This window comes from Polaromonas sp. AER18D-145, from assembly GCF_002379095.1.
Taxonomy (GTDB): domain Bacteria; phylum Pseudomonadota; class Gammaproteobacteria; order Burkholderiales; family Burkholderiaceae_C; genus Polaromonas.
In genome coordinates this window covers 1-16322 of record NZ_NBZV01000036.1, presented here as the reverse complement: position 1 = coordinate 16322, position 16322 = coordinate 1, and the positions used below count along the sequence as shown (strand labels likewise).

Here is a 16322-nt window from a genome sequence, read left to right as displayed (position 1 = left end):
AGCCCTCATCCCATGAGGGTTTATTGACGGCCAATGCAACAAATCGCAGTAAGTATTACATTTCAGTCTTTAATGTAACTACTTGGTATTTAAATGAACACTCAAGTTTTAACCAGCTACCAGTGGACCCTGGTCGCCCTCTCGTTCCTGATTTCGGTAACCGGCGCCTTTGTCGCGCTGACGGCCGCCACGCGCATCCAGCAGAACTCCACCCACCGCACCATCAACATCCTGGCAGCCGGCGTGGCACTGGGCGGCGTTGGTGTCTGGGCCATGCATTTCGTCGGCATGCTGGCGCTCGATCTCGATGTGGCAAGCAGCTTTTCGATGATCGAAACCGGCGTTTCGCTGGCGGTGGCCGTCCTGGTCGCCTCACTGGCACTGGGTTTTGTCGCCAAGGCGCCGGACAGCCTGCCGCGCATGCTGGGTGCCGGTGCGCTGCTCGGGACCAGCGTGGCTTTCATGCACTACCTGGGCATGTACGGCATGAAATTCGGCGGCTACATCCAGTGGAACTACGGGGTGGTGGCCATCTCGCTGGTCATTGCCGTGGTCGCAGCCACCGCCGCATTGTGGCTGGCCTTCAACTCCGCCAGTTTGGCGCGCCGGGCCGGCGCGGCGCTGGTGATGGCGGTGGCGGTGTGCGCCATGCACTACACCGGCATGGCGGCTGCGGAGTTTGTCTGCACCACGCCGAACCGCACAGCCATTCCTCAGGGTTTTGGCTACATCAGTTCATTCAACCTGCCCAGCCTGGTCATCATTGCCGCGTTCGCCATGGTGCTCCTGATCTCCCTGGATCAGTTTCTGCAGCGCAATGTGGTCACACTCCCGAACTCCATCAAAACCCGTCGCTGACCCAGGTGGCGTGCCGCCGACAGGCCGGGCCCGCCGGAAGCGGCGCCCCGGCGGCACGCAGCCACCCGACCAGGCACAGGCGGCAGCAAGGTTTTTGATCACCGGCATGCCGACCGCGCTGGTAAGCTTCCCGCCATGACGCTTGCTTTGATGGAATGAAGAGATGGCCCTGATTGTGGTCATTGATGACGACGAGGCGATCCGTACCCTGATCGCTGCCGCCCTGCGCTTTGAAGGCTATGAGGTGGCGGAGGCGGACAACGGCGCCTCCGGGCTGGCGCTGGTGCGGAGCAACGCGCCGGACCTGGTCGTCAGTGATGTCAACATGCCCGTGATGGACGGTTTTGCCATGCTGCAGGCGCTGCGCACCGACCCCGCCATCCAGGCCACGCCCGTCATCCTGCTGACTTCGCTGCAGGAACGCGCACATGTCCGCGCCGGCATGACCAGCGGCGCCGACGACTACCTGACCAAACCCCTGGTTTTCGGGGAGCTGCTCGAAGCAACCGCCGCCCAGCTCAACAAGCAGCTGATGCGCCAGTCCGTCCAGGAGCAGGCCGTCGGTGCGGCGGTCGGTGAGGCACTGAAGGAACAGGAAAAAAAGCTGGGCAGCCTCTACGAAAAACGAATGCTGGCCGAACTCGCCGACAAATGGCCCTCGGCACAGGCGCTGGTCGCGGACCGGCGGTTTTCCAGCGCCAGCGTGCTTTTTGTTGACGTGGTCAATTTCCAGGCGCTGGCCGAAAAACTCTCCAGCACGGAACTCAGCGAGGTGGTGCGCGAGTTTTACAAAAATGCGGGCGACACCCTCTATCTTTTCGGCGTCTTCCACATGCAGTTTGTCGGCGAAGGACTGCTGGCCGTGTTCGTGGACAGCACGGACACCGACACCGTCAACCATGGCCTGCGTGCCACCCGGGCGGCCTTGGGCCTGATCGACGCCGCCCAGCGGGTGCAGGGCTTTTTGCTCAGCCATTTTGCCGGGCGTTCGCTGCCGCGTTTCGAAATCTGTGTGGGCCTGAACAGCGGCCCCGTGACGCTGGCCAAACTGGAGGACCCGCTGTGGGGCAGCGCGCAGGTTCTGCCGGTCGGCGACAGCGTCAGCACCACCCTGCAGTTGCAGAAACAGGCCACCTCGGCCGGCTGGAAGATTGCGGCGAGCGCCACCTTGCTGCGCGAGGTCGCCGGCACCGTGAAGACAGGCCGGCGCAAGCGCTTTTCCCTGCCGGGCCGCAGCGGCGCCATGGACGGCACCGAAGTGCTGGGCATCGCGCTTTAAGCGTCAGGACCTCTCTGCGGTCAGCTTCCCGCGACGGGCGCGACGCGGACAGGCCCTGCACCATGACAAGCCCTGTGCATGCCCGCCTTTGGTGCGGATGGCGAGCCTTCCGGGCAAATCTGGCAACAAGCGCTGCGTCAGGCAGGAATGCCGCGCACGGGCAGAACAGGCCGGCCCTCCCGGGCGCGCCATGGCCACGCCCTCAGGCCCGTCACTTACGCCACCGCATGGCACAACTTTTGCGTAAGCCTTCACGGGCGCAACGACGCGCCCACCCGCAACCAGCACACTGCGGGTTCTGCGCATAACGCCGTGCGTATTGGTGTATCTCATACCGGCCACAGCCGGGTCCCTGTTCTGCAGGAGAGAGCATCATGGTTTTTACCTCCCCTTTTTCGCAAGCCGGCATGGCTTTGGCGCTTGCGCCGACGGCACCGGCCCCCACTGGAGTGGCACGATGAAAAAATCAAAACTGGTCATGGTCGGCAATGGCATGGCGGGCGTCCGTACCATCGAGGAACTGCTCAAGGTCGCGCCCGAGCTGTATGACATCACGGTGTTCGGCGCCGAGCCGCACCCCAACTACAACCGCATCCTGCTGTCCCCCGTGCTGGCCGGCGAGCAGACACTCGACGAAATCGTTCTCAACAGCTGGGACTGGTACAAGGACAACCACATCACCCTGCACGCCGGCAAGAAGGTTGTCGAGGTGGACCGCATCAAACGCATCGTGCGCGCCGAAGACGGCACCGAAGAAGAATACGACCGCCTGCTGATGTGCACCGGCTCCAACCCCTTCATCCTGCCCGTGCCCGGCAAGGACCTGCAGGGCGTGATCGCCTACCGCGACATTGCCGACACCAACGAAATGATTGCAGCGTCGGAAAAATATAAAAAAGCCGTGGTCATCGGCGGCGGCCTGCTCGGCCTGGAAGCGGCCAACGGCCTGATGCTGCGCGGCATGGATGTCAGCGTGGTGCATGTGATGCCGACGCTGATGGAGCGCCAGCTCGACAGCGTGGCCGGCCGGCTGCTGCAGACATCGCTGGAAGAGCGCGGGCTGACCTTCCTGATGGGTGCGCAGACCCAGGAACTGGTGGGTGGACCGGACGGCCGTGTCACCGCCATCAAATTCAAGGACGGCACGCAAGTGGCCACTGACCTCGTGGTCATGGCGGTCGGCATACGCCCGAACACGCAGCTGGCCGAAGCCATGCGCCTGCATTGCAACAAGGGCATTGTGGTCAACGACACCATGCAGACGGTCACCGACGCCCGCATCTACAGCGTGGGCGAATGCGCGGCGCACCGTGGCATCGCCTATGGCCTGGTCGCACCACTGTTCGAGCAGGCCAAGGTGGCGGCCAACCACCTGGCGCAGTTCGGCATCGGCCGCTACACCGGTTCGCTGACATCGACCAAACTGAAAGTGACCGGCATCGATCTGTTCTCGGCTGGCGAATTCATGGGCGGCGAAGGTACGGAAGAAATCGTCATGAGTGATCCCTTCGGCGGCGTGTACAAAAAGCTGGTCATCCGGGACGACAAACTGATTGGCGCCTGCCTCTACGGCGACACCGTGGACGGCTCGTATTACTTCAAGCTGCTGCGCGACGGCCGCAGTGTCGGCGATATCCGCGACCGGTTGATGTTCGGCGAGTCCAACATCGGGGATGCGGGCCACGAAGGGCACAACAAGGCCGCGGCCATGCCCGATGAAGCCGAAGTCTGCGGCTGCAATGGCGTGACCAAGGGCACCATCTGCAAGGCCATCAAGGAAAAAGGCCTGTTCACGCTCGACGAGGTGCGCAAACACACCAAGGCCAGCGCGTCCTGCGGCTCCTGCACCGGCCTGGTCGAGCAGATCCTGATGGCCACCGCCGGCGGCGACTACTCGGCCACGCCCAAGCTCAAGGCGATGTGCGGCTGCACCGACCATGGCCACCAGGCGGTGCGCGACGCGATCCGCGCCAACAAGCTGCTGAGCATTGCGGAGGTCTACCAGTTCATGGAGTGGCGCACGCCCAATGGCTGCGCGTCCTGCCGGCCGGCCGTCAACTACTACCTGATCAGCACCTGGCCCAAGGAAGCGAAAGACGACCCGCAAAGCCGCTACATCAACGAACGCAGCCATGCCAACATCCAGAAGGACGGCACCTACAGCGTGATCCCGCGCATGTGGGGCGGGGAAACCACGGCCAGCGAGCTGCGTCGCATCGCCGATGCGGTCGACAAGTACAAGATCCCGACCGTCAAGGTCACCGGCGGCCAGCGCATCGATCTGCTGGGTGTGAAAAAGGAAGACCTGCAAAACGTCTGGAAAGACATCGGCATGCCCTCGGGTCACGCCTATGCCAAGGCCCTGCGCACGGTGAAGACCTGCGTCGGCAGCGAATGGTGCCGCATGGGCACCCAGGACAGCACGCAGATGGGCAAGGACCTGGAACGCGCGATGTGGCGCATGTACGCACCGCACAAGGTCAAGTTCGCGGTCAGCGGCTGCCCGCGCAACTGCGCCGAGTCGGGCATCAAGGACGTCGGCATCATCGGCGTCGATTCGGGCTGGGAGATGTACATCGCCGGCAACGGCGGCATCAAGACCGAGGTGGCGCATTTTTTCACCAAGCTAAAAACAGCTGCCGAAGTGCTCGAGTACACCGGCGCCTTCTGCGAGCTTTACCGCCAGGAGGGCTGGTACCTCGAGCGCACGGTGCACTACGTCAACCGCGTCGGCCTGGACTACGTGAAGAAAAAAATCCTCGACGACCATGAAGGCCGCAAGGCCCTCTGGGAGCGGCTGCAGTTTGCGCTTGATGGCGAGCCCGATCCGTGGTTCGACCTGAAGGAAGCGGCCGTTGATACGCGGCAGTTTTCCCCCCTCTCTGCCTGAAGTTCCAACACTTGCCCAGGATGAATGCACCGATGACCTACTCCCTTCAGCGCCGCGTTTTCTGCGGCTCCGCACTGGCTGCCGTGGTCCCCGTCCACGCCCAGGTTGCCGGACTCGGCGACGCCATCAACAAGGCCGGACGCCAGCGCATGCTGTCGCAGCGCATGAGCAAGGCCTGGTTCGGCCTGGGCCAGGGTATCCAGGCTGAATCTGCCCGCCGCGTGCTGGACCAGTCCATGGCCCTGTTCGACCGGCAGCTGGTCGAACTCAAGACTTTTGCACCAGCCGGCGAAACCCGCGATACCTACGTCTTGCTGGAATCCGCCTGGTCGGACTACAAAAGCCTGCTGGTCGGCTCCGTGCCGTCGCAGGACAGGGCCAAGTCGGTGCTCGACCAGGCCGGCAAGGTGCTGGCCCTGGCACACAAAGGCACAGGACTGTTCGAGCAGCAGGCCGGCAAGCCGGGTGCCAGGCTGGTGAACGTCGCTGGCCGGCAGCGCATGTTGTCACAACGCATGGCGCAGTTCTACCTGGCCAACAGCTGGAACGTGGAAAGCGCCCTGAGCCTGCGGGAAATCAGCAAGGCGCGCGAAGAGTTTGTGCCGGCGCTGGAAATGCTGCGCAATGCGCCGGAAGCCACCGCCGAGATCAGGCAGGAGCTGGTCCTGGCCGACAACCAATGGATCTTCTTCGACAACGCGCTGAAGGCACGCGTGACGGGCCCGAAGGCCGCCACCGATGTTTTTGTGAGCAGCGAAAACCTGCTTCAGGTCATGGACCGGGTCACCGGCATGTACGCCCGCGTTCTCGGCTAGAAAAAAGGACCATCATGAGCGAATGGAAAAAAATCTGTCTGGTGACCGACATCCCTGTGCTGGGCGCGCGCCGCGTGGCGCGGGAGCGCGGCATCGATGTAGCGGTGTTCCGCAACGACCAGGATGGCGTGTTTGCCCTGCTGGACCGGTGCCCGCACAAAGGCGGCCCGTTGAGCCAGGGCATCGTGTTCGGCTCCAGCGTGGCCTGTCCACTGCACAACTGGACGATTGACCTGGAAGGCGGCTGCGCCAGAGCGCCGGATGAGGGCTGCACGCCGAAGTTCAGCGTGTCCGTGAGTGACGGTGTCGTGCACCTGGACGCCAACGAACTCGCCACGCTGGCCCTCGACCTGACCCGTCCGGTGGCCGGCCCGGCCGGCAAAGAGCTCGCCAGCGCCTGAGCACGCCAATGACTGCTGATGTGCTCGCCAGGGAAACCCGCTCAACCCGCCCCCGCGGTCGGATGGACGGCGGTCTCGCGTTCGCGCCAGCCGCTTTGGACAAACATGAAACACTGCAGCCGGTGTTTGACTCGCCATGACGGATACACGTTCGACCTGTCCTTACTGTGGCGTCGGCTGTGGCGTGATCATTGAATCCCATGGCAATGAGATCACCGGGGTCCGAGGCGACCCGCAACACCCGGCCAATTTCGGGCGGCTCTGCACCAAGGGCTCGACCCTGCACCTGACGGCCTCGAACATCGTCACGCGCCAGACCCGGTTGCTGCACCCGATGCGGCGTGAGCAGCGCGGCGCCGCGCCGCAGCGCATCACCTGGGACAGCGCGCTGGATGTTGCCAGCGAAGGTTTCGCCCGCATCATCCGCGAACATGGGCCGGACGCGGTCGGTTTCTACATCTCGGGCCAGTTGCTGACCGAGGACTATTACGTCTTCAACAAACTCGCCAAGGGCCTGATCGGCACCAACAACATCGACACCAACTCGCGCCTGTGCATGAGCAGCGCGGTGGCAGGCTACAAGCAGACCCTGGGCGCCGACGCGCCGCCCAGCTGTTACGACGACGTCAACCATGCGCAGTGCATCTTCATCGTCGGCAGCAACACCGCTTACGCGCACCCCATCCTGTTCCGCCGCATCGAGGATGCCAAGGCCGCCAACCCGGCCATGAAAATCATCTTCTGCGACCCGCGCCGCACCGACACCGCGGGCATCGCCGACCTCTACCTGCCGGTCCAGCCCGGCACCGACGTCGCGCTGTTCAACGGCATGCTGCACATCATGCTGTGGGAAGGCTGGACGCAAGCCGCTTACATCGCCGAACACACGGGCGGCTTCGACGCGCTGAAAACCACGGTGCGCGACTACACGCCCGACCTGGTGTCGCAGACCTGCGGCATCACGAAAGACGATCTGTTCACCGCCGCGAAACTGTTCGCGACCTCGGGCGCGACCCTGAGCCTGTACTGCCAGGGCCTGAACCAGTCGAGCAGTGGCACCGCCAAAAACGCGGCGCTGATCAACCTGCACCTGGCCACCGCACAGATCGGCAAGCCCGGCGCCGGTCCGTTTTCGCTGACCGGTCAGCCCAATGCCATGGGTGGGCGTGAGGTCGGCGGCCTGGCGAATCTGCTCAGCGCCCACCGCGACCTGGCCAACCCGCAGCACCGCGCCGAAGTCGCCGCGCTCTGGGGCATCCCTTCGGTCCCGGACCAGCCCGGCAAGACCGCGGTCGAGATGTTCCAAGCGGCGGCCGACGGCGAGATCAAGGCCTTGTGGATCGCCTGCACCAACCCGGCGCAGTCCATGCCCGACCAGGCCACCGTGCGCCGTGCGCTGCAACGTGCGGAGCTGGTCATCGTGCAGGAAGCCTTTGTCACCACATCCACCTGCGACTACGCCGACCTGCTGCTGCCGGCCACCACCTGGGGCGAAAAAACCGGCACCGTGACCAACAGCGAGCGCCGCATCAGCCGCGTGCGCCCGGCGGTGGCTGCACCGGGCGAAACGCGGCACGACTGGTCGATTGCCGTGGCTTTCGCGCAGCGGCTGGAAAAACTGCTGCCGGTGCAAAAAATCAGCACGCTGTTTCCCTGGTCCGCCGGCGACGAAGCCGCCGCCGTGGAGGGCATCTGGAACGAACACCGCGAATCCACGCGCGGGCGTGACCTCGACATCACCGGCATGAGTTACGCCATGCTCGACGCTGCGCCGCAGCAGTGGCCGTTGCCCGAGGGCGAAAGCACCGGCAAGGTGCGGCTTTACGAAGACGGCATCTTCCCGACCGAAGACGGCAAGGCGCGCTTCGTCAACACGGTGTACAACCCGGTGGCCGAGCCGCGCGAATCGCGTTACCCCTTCTCGCTGACCACGGGCCGGCTGCGCGACCAGTGGCACGGCATGAGCCGCACCGGCACGCTGGGCCGCCTCTTCGGCCATGTCGCCGAGCCGGCCATCCAGATGAATGCGCAGGACATGGCGCGCCGCCTGCTGAAAGACGGCGACCTGGTGCACGTCACCTCCAAACGCGGCTCCATCGTGGTGCCGCTGCAGGCCTCGCCGGAGGTGGCGGTCAGCCAGGCCTTCATGGCCATGCACTGGGGCGGGGAGTACCTGAGCGGCCTGTCCAGCAGCGGCGAACCGCTGGCCGGCGTCAACGCGCTGACGACCTCGGCCTATTGCCCGAGCTCCAAACAGCCCGAGCTCAAACACGCGGCCGTCAAGATCCTCAAGGCCGAGCTGCCCTGGTCGCTGCTGGCCATGGCCTGGCTGCCCGATGACGAGGTGCTGGCAGCGCGCGAACGGCTCAAACCGCTGATGGCGGCTTTTGCCTTCAGCAGCTGCGTGCCGTTTGCCAACCAGGTACCGCTGGGCGAAGCGGGCCGGCAGCGCGGCGGCGTGCTTTTTCGCGCGGCGGCTTTCGAGGCACCGCCGGCCGGCATGCTGGAAAACATCGAGGGCATTCTCGGCCTGGGCGGGACGGATGTCCTGCGTTATGCCGACCGAAAAAAGGGCCAGCACCGCACTGCACGGCTGGTACGCCATGGCGAGCAGGCCGAACTGGCGGGCTTCGTGCTGGCCGGCGATGTCAGCGCGCAGGCCTGGATCAAGACCCTGCTGCAGGACGAGCTGCCGGCGCAAAGTTACGGCCGCCTGCTGCTGCTGCCGGGCGCCAAGGCCCCGGTGGCCCTGCAGTCGCGCGGCAAACCGGTGTGCACCTGTTTCAGCGTCACCGATGCCGAGATCGGCGCCTGCCTGACGGACACCACCCACGCGGTCGGCGGCGCCGGCTACCTGGCCAGCGACGACGAACGGCTGCAGGCGCTGCAGGACAAGCTCAAATGCGGCACCAACTGCGGCTCCTGCGTGCCCGAGATCAAGCGCATCATCCGGACCACCGCCCAAGCCCGGCCCGCAGCCGCCACCGGCGGCCGCACCGTGATCCCGATCAAGGTGCTCGCCTGACAAACACCGGCTTATTGATCTTTTCCAAATACACGACAGTGAATTGGACCGCTCTCACCCTCGCCCTCTGGGAGAGGGTCGGGGTGAGGGATTGAGCGTTCCGACTGTCACGAGTTCTGAAACGCTCAATAAGCTCATAACGGAAAGTTATCTGCCTTCGCCGACAATCACACATGTCCATCGCTCAGTACATCAAGGTCATAGGCCGCGGCAAAGACGGCGCACGGCCGCTCACGCGTGAGCAGGCGGGCGACCTGTTCGGCCAGGTGCTCGACGGCACGGTGACCGACCTGGAGGTGGGCGGCTTTTGCCTGGCCATGCGCATCAAGGGTGAAACGCCGGAAGAGATGGCCGGTTTCCTCGACGCGACTTACCAGCGCATGCAGCGTTTTCCGGCAAGTGCCCAACCCGTGGTGGTGCTGCCGAGCTACAACGGCGCGCGCAAGCTGCCGGTGCTGACGCCCTTGCTGGCGCTGCTGCTGGCACGTGAAGGGCTGCCGGTGCTGGTGCATGGCACGGCCACCGAGTCCAGCCGGATTTTTGCATCGGATGTGCTTGCAACCCTTGAGATACCTGCGCTGACAGCTATTGAAAAGATAGCAAATGGCGAGGTGGTGTTTGCCCCCACCGAGCTGCTGTGCCCGGGGCTCAAGCGCCTGCTCGACGTGCGGCGCGCCGTCGGCCTGCGTAACCCGGCGCACAGCCTGGTCAAGATCATGAACCCCTGCCTGGGCAAGGCGCTGGTGGTCAGCAGCTACACCCACCCCGAGTACGCGATCTCCATGGGCCAGACCTTCGAGCTGATTGAAGCCAACGCCCTGCTGCTGCGCGGCACCGAGGGCGAGGTCGTCGCCGATGCGCGCCGCACGCCGCAGATGCAGGCCTTCATCGCGGGGCAGCGCACCCTGCTGCAGGAAGCGCAGCCCGGCACCCTGGCGAGCGTGCCGGACCTGCCCGCAGCCATCGACAGTGACAGCACCGCCGCCTATATCCGCGCGGTGATGTCGGGCTCCGCTGCCGTGCCGGCATCGATTGCCCGGCAGGTGGAACATATCTTGCTACTAACATTGCAACTATGACAAGCAGCAAAAACAACCTCTCTCCCAACGGCCGGTGCACCCTGGTCGGCGCGGGCCCGGGCGACCCGGAACTGCTGACCCTCAAGGCGCTCAAGGCCATCGAGGCCGCCACCGTGCTGCTGGTCGACGACCTGGTCAGCGACGAGATCGTGGCTTATGCCAAGCCCGGTGCACGCATCGTGCATGTGGGCAAACGCGGCGGCTGCAAATCCACACCACAGGAGTTCATCGAAAAGCTGATGATCATGGCGGTGAAGGAAGGTGAAAACGTGGTGCGCCTCAAGGGCGGCGACCCCTTCATCTTCGGCCGCGGCGGCGAGGAGGTTGAGCACCTGCAGGCCGCCGGCATCGCCGTCCATGTCGTCAACGGCATCACCGCCGGCCTGGCCGCGGTGACCTCGCTGGGTGTGCCGCTGACGCACCGCCACCATGCGCACGGCGTGGTGTTCGTCACCGGCCACGCCAAACCGGGCGACGTGGGCACGGACTGGCGCGCGCTGGCCGACACGGCGCACAAGGCCAAACTCACGCTGGTGATCTACATGGGCGTCAGCGGCGCCGGGCGCATCCAGGACGAACTGCTGGCCGGCCTGCCGGCGACCACGCCGGTGGCCGTGATCCAGAACGCCTCGCTGCCAACGCAGCGCCACATCACCACCACGCTGGGCCAGCTGGCCGATGCCATCGGCGCGTCCGGCCTGGCCAGCCCGTCGGTCATCGTGGTGGGCGATGTGATCAGCGGCGTGGCGGCAGCGGGCGAATTTCCGCAGACCGCTCCGGCGCAGTTCCGCGCCGCCTGAACGTCACGGGCGCCGGGGAGGCCCGGCTACACTCCTCTGTCCCGGTCGGGCCAGATTGCTATCTCTTTCATAGCTTCTTGCGCCCGTCCATATTGGGCTGGAGGCCGATTTGACCCATAAATTTGATGTGGTGGTGGTGGGTGCCGGGGCAGCCGGGCTGTTCTGCGCCGGCATCGCTGGCCAGCGCGGCCTCAAGGTGCTGCTGGTGGACCACAGCGAGAAAGTGGCGGAGAAAATCCGCATCTCGGGCGGCGGCCGCTGCAACTTCACCAACCAGGGCACCACACCGGCCAACTTCCTCAGCGAGAACCCGCACTTTTGCCGCTCGGCCCTGTCGCGCTACACGCCGCAGGATTTCATCGCCCTGCTGCAGCGCCACGGCATCCCTTTTCATGAAAAACACAAGGGCCAGCTGTTTTGCGACCGTTCGGCCGAGGACGTCATCACCCTGCTGCTGGCCGAGTGTGATGCCGGCGGCGTCACGCGCTGGCAGCCTTGCAGCATCAAAAGCATCACCGGCCCTGAGCAGGCGGGCGCAGGCAGCTACAAAATCGAGAGCGACCGCGGCCGCATCGAGGCACCGCAGGTCGTGATCGCCACCGGCGGCCTGTCCATCCCCAAAATTGGGGCCACCGATTTTGGTTACCGCATCGCCAGACAGTTCGGCCTGCGCCTGGTGGAGCCGCGCGCCGCGCTGGTGCCGCTGACCTTCGACGGCGAGGCCTGGGCACCGTATGCCCAGCTGGCCGGCCTGGCCCTGCCGGTGCGGATCGAAACCGGACCGACCGACGCCACCCCGAAACAACGCAAAAAAGCCGTGGTCTTCGCCGAAGACCTGCTGTTCACCCACCGCGGCCTGAGCGGTCCGGCGGTGCTGCAGATCTCCAGCTTCTGGCGCGAAGGCCAGCCGGTGCGCATCAACCTCGCGCCCGGCGTGGACCTGCCCACCCTGCTGTTGCGCGCCAAGGCAAGCTCGAAAAAGCTGATTGCCAACGAACTGGCGGCGCTGGTGCCCGGCCGTCTCGCCGACGCCTGGGTCAGCCGCGACCCGGCCTGGCAAAAACCCGTCAGTGAGGCCACCGACAAGGCCCTGACGACGCTGGCCGACCGGCTGGCCGACTGGCAATTAACCCCGACCGGTACCGAAGGCTACAAAAAGGCCGAAGTGACGCTGGGCGGCGTCGATACCCGGGATTTGTCGTCCCAAACCATGGAGTCGAAGCAGCCGGGCCTGTATTTCATCGGCGAGGTCGTTGATGTCACCGGCTGGCTGGGCGGCTACAACTTCCAGTGGGCCTGGGCCTCGGCTTTTGCCTGTGCGCAAGCCTTGGCCCAAAAGCACCACGTCGGATCCCCGGCCCCGGATTAACCAGCAGGGGCCGCGGATCTGGCTTCGCCAGTCCGCAGGCGCAGCGGCCCCCTCGGGGGCAGCGCAGTACACGTAGTGACAAGCGTGGGGGCTGGTATATAATCCAAGGCTTTGCTAGCAAACCCGCGTCCGGCCTGATTCTGATCAGATCACTAACGACGCAAAATTTTGGATCACTTCATCAATGACGACTATTCGTGTAAAAGACAATGAGCCCTTCGACGTGGCTCTGCGCCGTTTCAAGCGCACCATCGAAAAACTCGGTCTGCTGACCGACCTGCGCGCCCGTGAGTTCTACGAAAAGCCCACCGCCGAGCGCAAGCGTAAAAAAGCTGCCGCTGTCAAGCGCAACTACAAACGCATCCGCTCCATGCAGTTGCCCAAGAAGCTGTACTAAGCCAGTACACGCCTTCCGGCACCTCACCAAGCCCGCTGAAGGACGCTCCAGCGGGCTTTTTACTTTTTTACCGTTGGAGAAACCCATGTCCCTCAAAGACCAGATCACCGAAGACATGAAAACCGCCATGCGCGCCAAGGACAGCGAGCGCTTGGGCACCATCCGCCTGCTGCTGGCGGCCCTCAAGCAAAAAGAGGTGGATGAACGCGTGGTGCTCGACGATGCCGCCGTGGTCGCCATCGTCGACAAGCTGATCAAGCAGCGCAAGGACTCGATCGAGGCCTTCCAGAAGGCCGAGCGCAAGGACCTGGCCGACAAGGAAGCCGCCGAACTGGTGGTTCTGCAGGCCTACCTGCCCGCGCGCCTGAGCGCCGAAGAGGTTGCTGCCGAGGTCAAGGCCATCGTCACCGAACTGGGTGCCAGCGGCCCCGGCGACATGGGCAAGGTCATGGGTGCGGTGAAAGCCAAACTCGCCGGCAAGGCCGACATGGGCCAGGTCTCGGCTGCGGTCAAGGCAGCGCTGGCAGGCTGAAATTAGCGCCGCGGCAGACGTTTTAAGTCAAGCAGGGGCCGCGGAACCGGCTTTGCCGGGCCGCAGGCGCAGCGGCCCCCTCGGGGGGCAGGGAGCTACACGCAGTGAGCGACCGTGGGGGCCTTAACTTCCGGCGATCTTCATCCGGTTGATGAGGATGGAGCCCACACTCTTGGCGCCGTAGTTGTAGACATCGGCGCCCACGGCCTGGATGCCCATCAGCATGTCCTTGAGGTTGCCGGCAATCGTGATTTCTTCCACCGGAAAGGCAATCTGCCCTTTCTCGACCCAGAAACCCGAGGCGCCGCGCGAGTAGTCGCCCGTCACGTAGTTCACGCCCTGGCCCATCAGCTCGGTCACGAAAAGCCCGGTGCCGAGCTTCTTCAGCATCGCGTCGAGGTCGTCACCCGCTTTGGTCTGGCGGCTGCTCAGCACCAGGTTGTGCGAACCGCCGGCATTGCCGGTGGTGCGCATGCCGAGCTTGCGTGCCGAGTAGGTGCTTAAAAAGTAGCCGCGCACAATGCCGGCCTCGACCACCTTGCGCGCGCGGGTTTTCACGCCTTCTTCGTCAAACGGCGCGCTGCCCTTGCCCTTGCGCAGGTGCGGGTCTTCGCTGATGTCGATGTGATCGGGAAACGCCGGCTTGCCCAGGCTGTTCAGCAGGAAGGTGCTTTTGCGGTACAGCGCCCCCCCGCTGACGGCCTGCACAAAGCCGCCCAGCAGGCCGGCGGCCAGCGGCGACTCGAACAGCACCGGGCACTGCACCGTCTTGATCTTGCGGCTGTTCAGGCGCGCCAGCGCGCGTTCGGCGGCGTAGCGGCCGACCGCCTCGGGGCTGGCCAGTTCGCTGGCGTCGCGCATGGAGCTGTACCAGGCATCACGCTGCATCTGGCTGCCCTTGCCCGCGATCGGCGCGACGGAGATGCTGTGGCGCGAGCTGGCATACCCACCGCGGAAACCGCGCGTGTGCGCGCTGAAAAAATGGCTTTGCTGGGCCGACACGCCCGCGCCTTCGCTGTTGGTGATGCGTTTGCTGGTGCCCAGGGCGGCCGCCTCGCATTGTAGCGCCAGGCGGGCTGCGCCTTCCGAGTCGATGGCCCAGGGGTGGAACAGGTCCAGCTCGGGGTGAACGCGCGCGATGTCGCGGTCGGCCGGCAGGCCGGAGGTCTTGTCTTCGGCGGTGAAACGCGCGATGTCGTAGGCCGCCTTGACGGTCTGCTCGATCGCTGCTTTGGAAAAATCGCTGGTCGATGCGTTGCCGCGTTTCTGGCCCACATACACCGTGACGCCCAGCGACTTGTCGCGGTTGCGCTCGACATTTTCAAGTTCACCCTTGCGCACGCTGACACTCAGGCCGCAACCTTCGGAAGCCTCGGCGGCAGCATCCGTGGCACCGATTTTTTTGGCGTGCGCGAGGGCGCTGTCCACCAGTTCCTCGAAAAAATCACGGTGGTAACTGAAGCCCTTTTCCGGTTGGGAAGAAGGCCGGACCGCCTGTTTGGCGCCGGAGGATGTCTTGGAAGTCTTGAGGGTCATATGGGTAGCTATGATACTGACTGCTATGAACAACAAGACTCCTAAGGCTATCAAGGGCTACTGGTCCCACGGCCGCTTCGTGAAACCCGAAGAAATTGCGCTGGAAGAAGTTGGCCCGCCCAGCAAAACCCAGCTCAAGGCCGAAGCCGACGAAAAACAGGCCCTCGGCGAAGCCCTGCTCACCCTGCGTGCCGACCTGATGGCCCGGCTGGACCTGCCCGACAAACTGATCGACGCCATCGCCCAGGCCCGCAAAATCACCAACTTCGAGGGCAAACGGCGCCAGATGCAGTTCATCGGCAAGCTGATGCGCCCGCTGGACACCGAACCGATTCGCGCCGCGATCGACGAGCAGAAAAACGGCTCGGCGCAGCTCACGCTGGCGCTGCACCTGGCCGAGCAGTGGCGCGACAAGCTGATCGCCTCCGACGATGCGCTGGGCGACTGGCTCAGCGAACACCCGGACACTGACGCGCAGCAGTTGCGCGCCCTGGTGCGCCAGGCCCGCAAGGACGCCAAGCCCGAAAAACCGGGCGAAGCGCCGCGCCATGGCAAGTCCTACCGCGAGATCTTCCAGCTGGTGCGGCAGACGCTGGCGCCGGAGGCCCCCTGACCATGGCCCACGATGCAGTGAAGATCGGCATCGTCTCGGTCAGCGACCGGGCGTCCAGCGGCGTCTACGAAGACAAGGGCCTGCCCGCGCTGAAAGAGTGGCTGGGTCGCGCGCTGCGCAACCCGATCGAATTTGCAGAGCGCCTGATTCCCGACGAGCAGGCGCAGATCAGCGCCACCCTGATCGAGCTGGTCGATGCCGGCTGCTCGCTGGTGCTGACCACCGGCGGCACCGGCCCGGCCCTGCGCGACGTGACGCCCGAAGCGACGCTGGCAGTCGGCCACAAGGAAATGCCGGGTTTTGGCGAGCAGATGCGCCAGATCAGCCTGAAGTTCGTGCCCACCGCCATCCTGTCGCGTCAGGTCGCCGTGATCCGCGACCGGAGCCTGATCCTGAACCTGCCCGGCCAGCCCAAGGCGATTGCCGAAACACTCGAAGGCCTGAAAAATGCCGACGGCTCGCAAGCAGTCGCCGGCATTTTTGCCGCCGTGCCGTATTGCGTCGACCTGATTGGCGGGCCTTACCTGGAAACCGACGATGCGGTGTGCAAGGCGTTCCGGCCCAAGTCGGCGATTCGGGCGGCCGTTTCCTGATTTTTCATACCAAATCGGCGCTTAGCCCATACTGGTCGGGCGTAACCAGCTATTGATTTCATAGCGTTTTTCTGGCGTCACGCTGCGACTGCGGTCCGCTGTGGACAGTAGGCGCAACTCCCCACTCCCTCCCCC

General features: G+C 64.7%; 14 protein-coding genes. 13 read left to right on the top strand and 1 reads right to left on the bottom strand.

All coding sequences use genetic code 11. The features are described 5' to 3' along the window. Nucleotides 1-93 precede the first annotated feature (93 nt). The 11 genes from B7G52_RS16655 to B7G52_RS16605 all read left to right on the top strand — a co-directional run bounded on the left by B7G52_RS16655 (nt 94) and on the right by B7G52_RS16605 (nt 13445). Entirely contained in the window at nt 94-858 is a 765-nt protein-coding gene (locus B7G52_RS16655) for an MHYT domain-containing protein (protein WP_096698672.1), read from the top strand. 163 nt (nt 859-1021) lie between these two features. Continuing rightward, nucleotides 1022-2137, top strand: coding sequence for a response regulator (locus tag B7G52_RS16650; RefSeq protein WP_096698671.1), 1116 nt, complete (start codon nt 1022-1024; stop codon nt 2135-2137). Between the two features lie 457 nt (nt 2138-2594). Continuing rightward, nucleotides 2595-5027: a nitrite reductase large subunit NirB gene (gene nirB, locus B7G52_RS16645; protein ID WP_096698670.1), complete on the top strand. Its 2433-nt coding sequence runs from the start codon at nt 2595-2597 to the stop codon at nt 5025-5027. Between the two features lie 32 nt (nt 5028-5059). Continuing rightward, a complete protein-coding gene (locus B7G52_RS16640; protein WP_096698699.1) occupies nt 5060-5842 on the top strand; it encodes a type IV pili methyl-accepting chemotaxis transducer N-terminal domain-containing protein in 783 nt (260 codons plus the stop codon). Between the two features lie 14 nt (nt 5843-5856). Then, complete coding sequence (nirD, locus tag B7G52_RS16635; RefSeq protein WP_096698669.1) at nt 5857-6243, top strand: nitrite reductase small subunit NirD; 387 nt, start codon at nt 5857-5859, stop codon at nt 6241-6243. Between the two features lie 136 nt (nt 6244-6379). Then, nucleotides 6380-9268 carry a nitrate reductase gene (locus B7G52_RS16630; protein WP_096698668.1) on the top strand — a complete coding sequence of 963 codons (2889 nt, stop codon included), beginning with the start codon at nt 6380-6382 and terminating at the stop codon, nt 9266-9268. 173 nt (nt 9269-9441) lie between these two features. After that, complete coding sequence (ybiB, locus tag B7G52_RS16625) at nt 9442-10347, top strand: DNA-binding protein YbiB (RefSeq protein ID WP_096698667.1); 906 nt, start codon at nt 9442-9444, stop codon at nt 10345-10347. Then, the gene (gene cobA, locus B7G52_RS16620) at nt 10344-11147 is read left to right on the top strand and encodes a uroporphyrinogen-III C-methyltransferase (RefSeq protein WP_096698666.1); all 804 of its coding nucleotides are present in this window, start codon (nt 10344-10346) and stop codon (nt 11145-11147) included. Before ybiB ends, cobA begins: the two co-directional genes overlap by 4 nt. A gap of 109 nt (nt 11148-11256) precedes the next feature. Next, nucleotides 11257-12516: an NAD(P)/FAD-dependent oxidoreductase gene (locus tag B7G52_RS16615; RefSeq protein WP_096698665.1), complete on the top strand. Its 1260-nt coding sequence runs from the start codon at nt 11257-11259 to the stop codon at nt 12514-12516. Between the two features lie 184 nt (nt 12517-12700). Then, nucleotides 12701-12913: a 30S ribosomal protein S21 gene (rpsU, locus tag B7G52_RS16610; RefSeq protein WP_007872347.1), complete on the top strand. Its 213-nt coding sequence runs from the start codon at nt 12701-12703 to the stop codon at nt 12911-12913. A gap of 85 nt (nt 12914-12998) precedes the next feature. Then, nucleotides 12999-13445: a GatB/YqeY domain-containing protein gene (locus tag B7G52_RS16605; protein WP_096666012.1), complete on the top strand. Its 447-nt coding sequence runs from the start codon at nt 12999-13001 to the stop codon at nt 13443-13445. A gap of 123 nt (nt 13446-13568) precedes the next feature. Here B7G52_RS16605 and pmbA read toward each other — a convergent pair whose 3' ends face one another. Next, nucleotides 13569-14981 (bottom strand): metalloprotease PmbA, encoded by a 1413-nt coding sequence (gene pmbA / locus B7G52_RS16600; RefSeq protein ID WP_096698664.1) that lies wholly within the window; start codon nt 14979-14981, stop codon nt 13569-13571. A 25-nt stretch (nt 14982-15006) separates the two neighbouring features. Here pmbA and yjgA point away from each other — a divergent pair, with 25 nt between their 5' ends. Together yjgA and mog are read left to right on the top strand one after the other, a co-directional pair. Next, nucleotides 15007-15594 (top strand): ribosome biogenesis factor YjgA, encoded by a 588-nt coding sequence (gene yjgA / locus B7G52_RS16595; protein WP_240523499.1) that lies wholly within the window; start codon nt 15007-15009, stop codon nt 15592-15594. Between the two features lie 2 nt (nt 15595-15596). After that, nucleotides 15597-16187 (top strand): molybdopterin adenylyltransferase, encoded by a 591-nt coding sequence (gene mog, locus B7G52_RS16590; protein ID WP_096698662.1) that lies wholly within the window; start codon nt 15597-15599, stop codon nt 16185-16187. The last annotated feature ends 135 nt before the right edge of the window (nt 16188-16322 follow it).

What these genes read in the sequence shown, in the direction of transcription:
- B7G52_RS16655 (WP_096698672.1), top strand. Translation starts at nt 94, where the DNA reads ATGAACACTCAAGTTTTAACCAGCTACCAGTGGACCCTGGTCGCCCTC.
- B7G52_RS16650 (WP_096698671.1), top strand. Translation starts at nt 1,022, where the DNA reads ATGGCCCTGATTGTGGTCATTGATGACGACGAGGCGATCCGTACCCTG.
- nirB (WP_096698670.1), top strand. Translation starts at nt 2,595, where the DNA reads ATGAAAAAATCAAAACTGGTCATGGTCGGCAATGGCATGGCGGGCGTC.
- B7G52_RS16640 (WP_096698699.1), top strand. Translation starts at nt 5,060, where the DNA reads ATGACCTACTCCCTTCAGCGCCGCGTTTTCTGCGGCTCCGCACTGGCT.
- nirD (WP_096698669.1), top strand. Translation starts at nt 5,857, where the DNA reads ATGAGCGAATGGAAAAAAATCTGTCTGGTGACCGACATCCCTGTGCTG.
- B7G52_RS16630 (WP_096698668.1), top strand. Translation starts at nt 6,380, where the DNA reads ATGACGGATACACGTTCGACCTGTCCTTACTGTGGCGTCGGCTGTGGC.
- ybiB (WP_096698667.1), top strand. Translation starts at nt 9,442, where the DNA reads ATGTCCATCGCTCAGTACATCAAGGTCATAGGCCGCGGCAAAGACGGC.
- cobA (WP_096698666.1), top strand. Translation starts at nt 10,344, where the DNA reads ATGACAAGCAGCAAAAACAACCTCTCTCCCAACGGCCGGTGCACCCTG.
- rpsU (WP_007872347.1), top strand. Translation starts at nt 12,701, where the DNA reads ATGACGACTATTCGTGTAAAAGACAATGAGCCCTTCGACGTGGCTCTG.
- B7G52_RS16605 (WP_096666012.1), top strand. Translation starts at nt 12,999, where the DNA reads ATGTCCCTCAAAGACCAGATCACCGAAGACATGAAAACCGCCATGCGC.
- pmbA (WP_096698664.1), bottom strand. Translation starts at nt 14,981, where the DNA reads ATGACCCTCAAGACTTCCAAGACATCCTCCGGCGCCAAACAGGCGGTC.
- yjgA (WP_240523499.1), top strand. Translation starts at nt 15,007, where the DNA reads ATGAACAACAAGACTCCTAAGGCTATCAAGGGCTACTGGTCCCACGGC.
- mog (WP_096698662.1), top strand. Translation starts at nt 15,597, where the DNA reads ATGGCCCACGATGCAGTGAAGATCGGCATCGTCTCGGTCAGCGACCGG.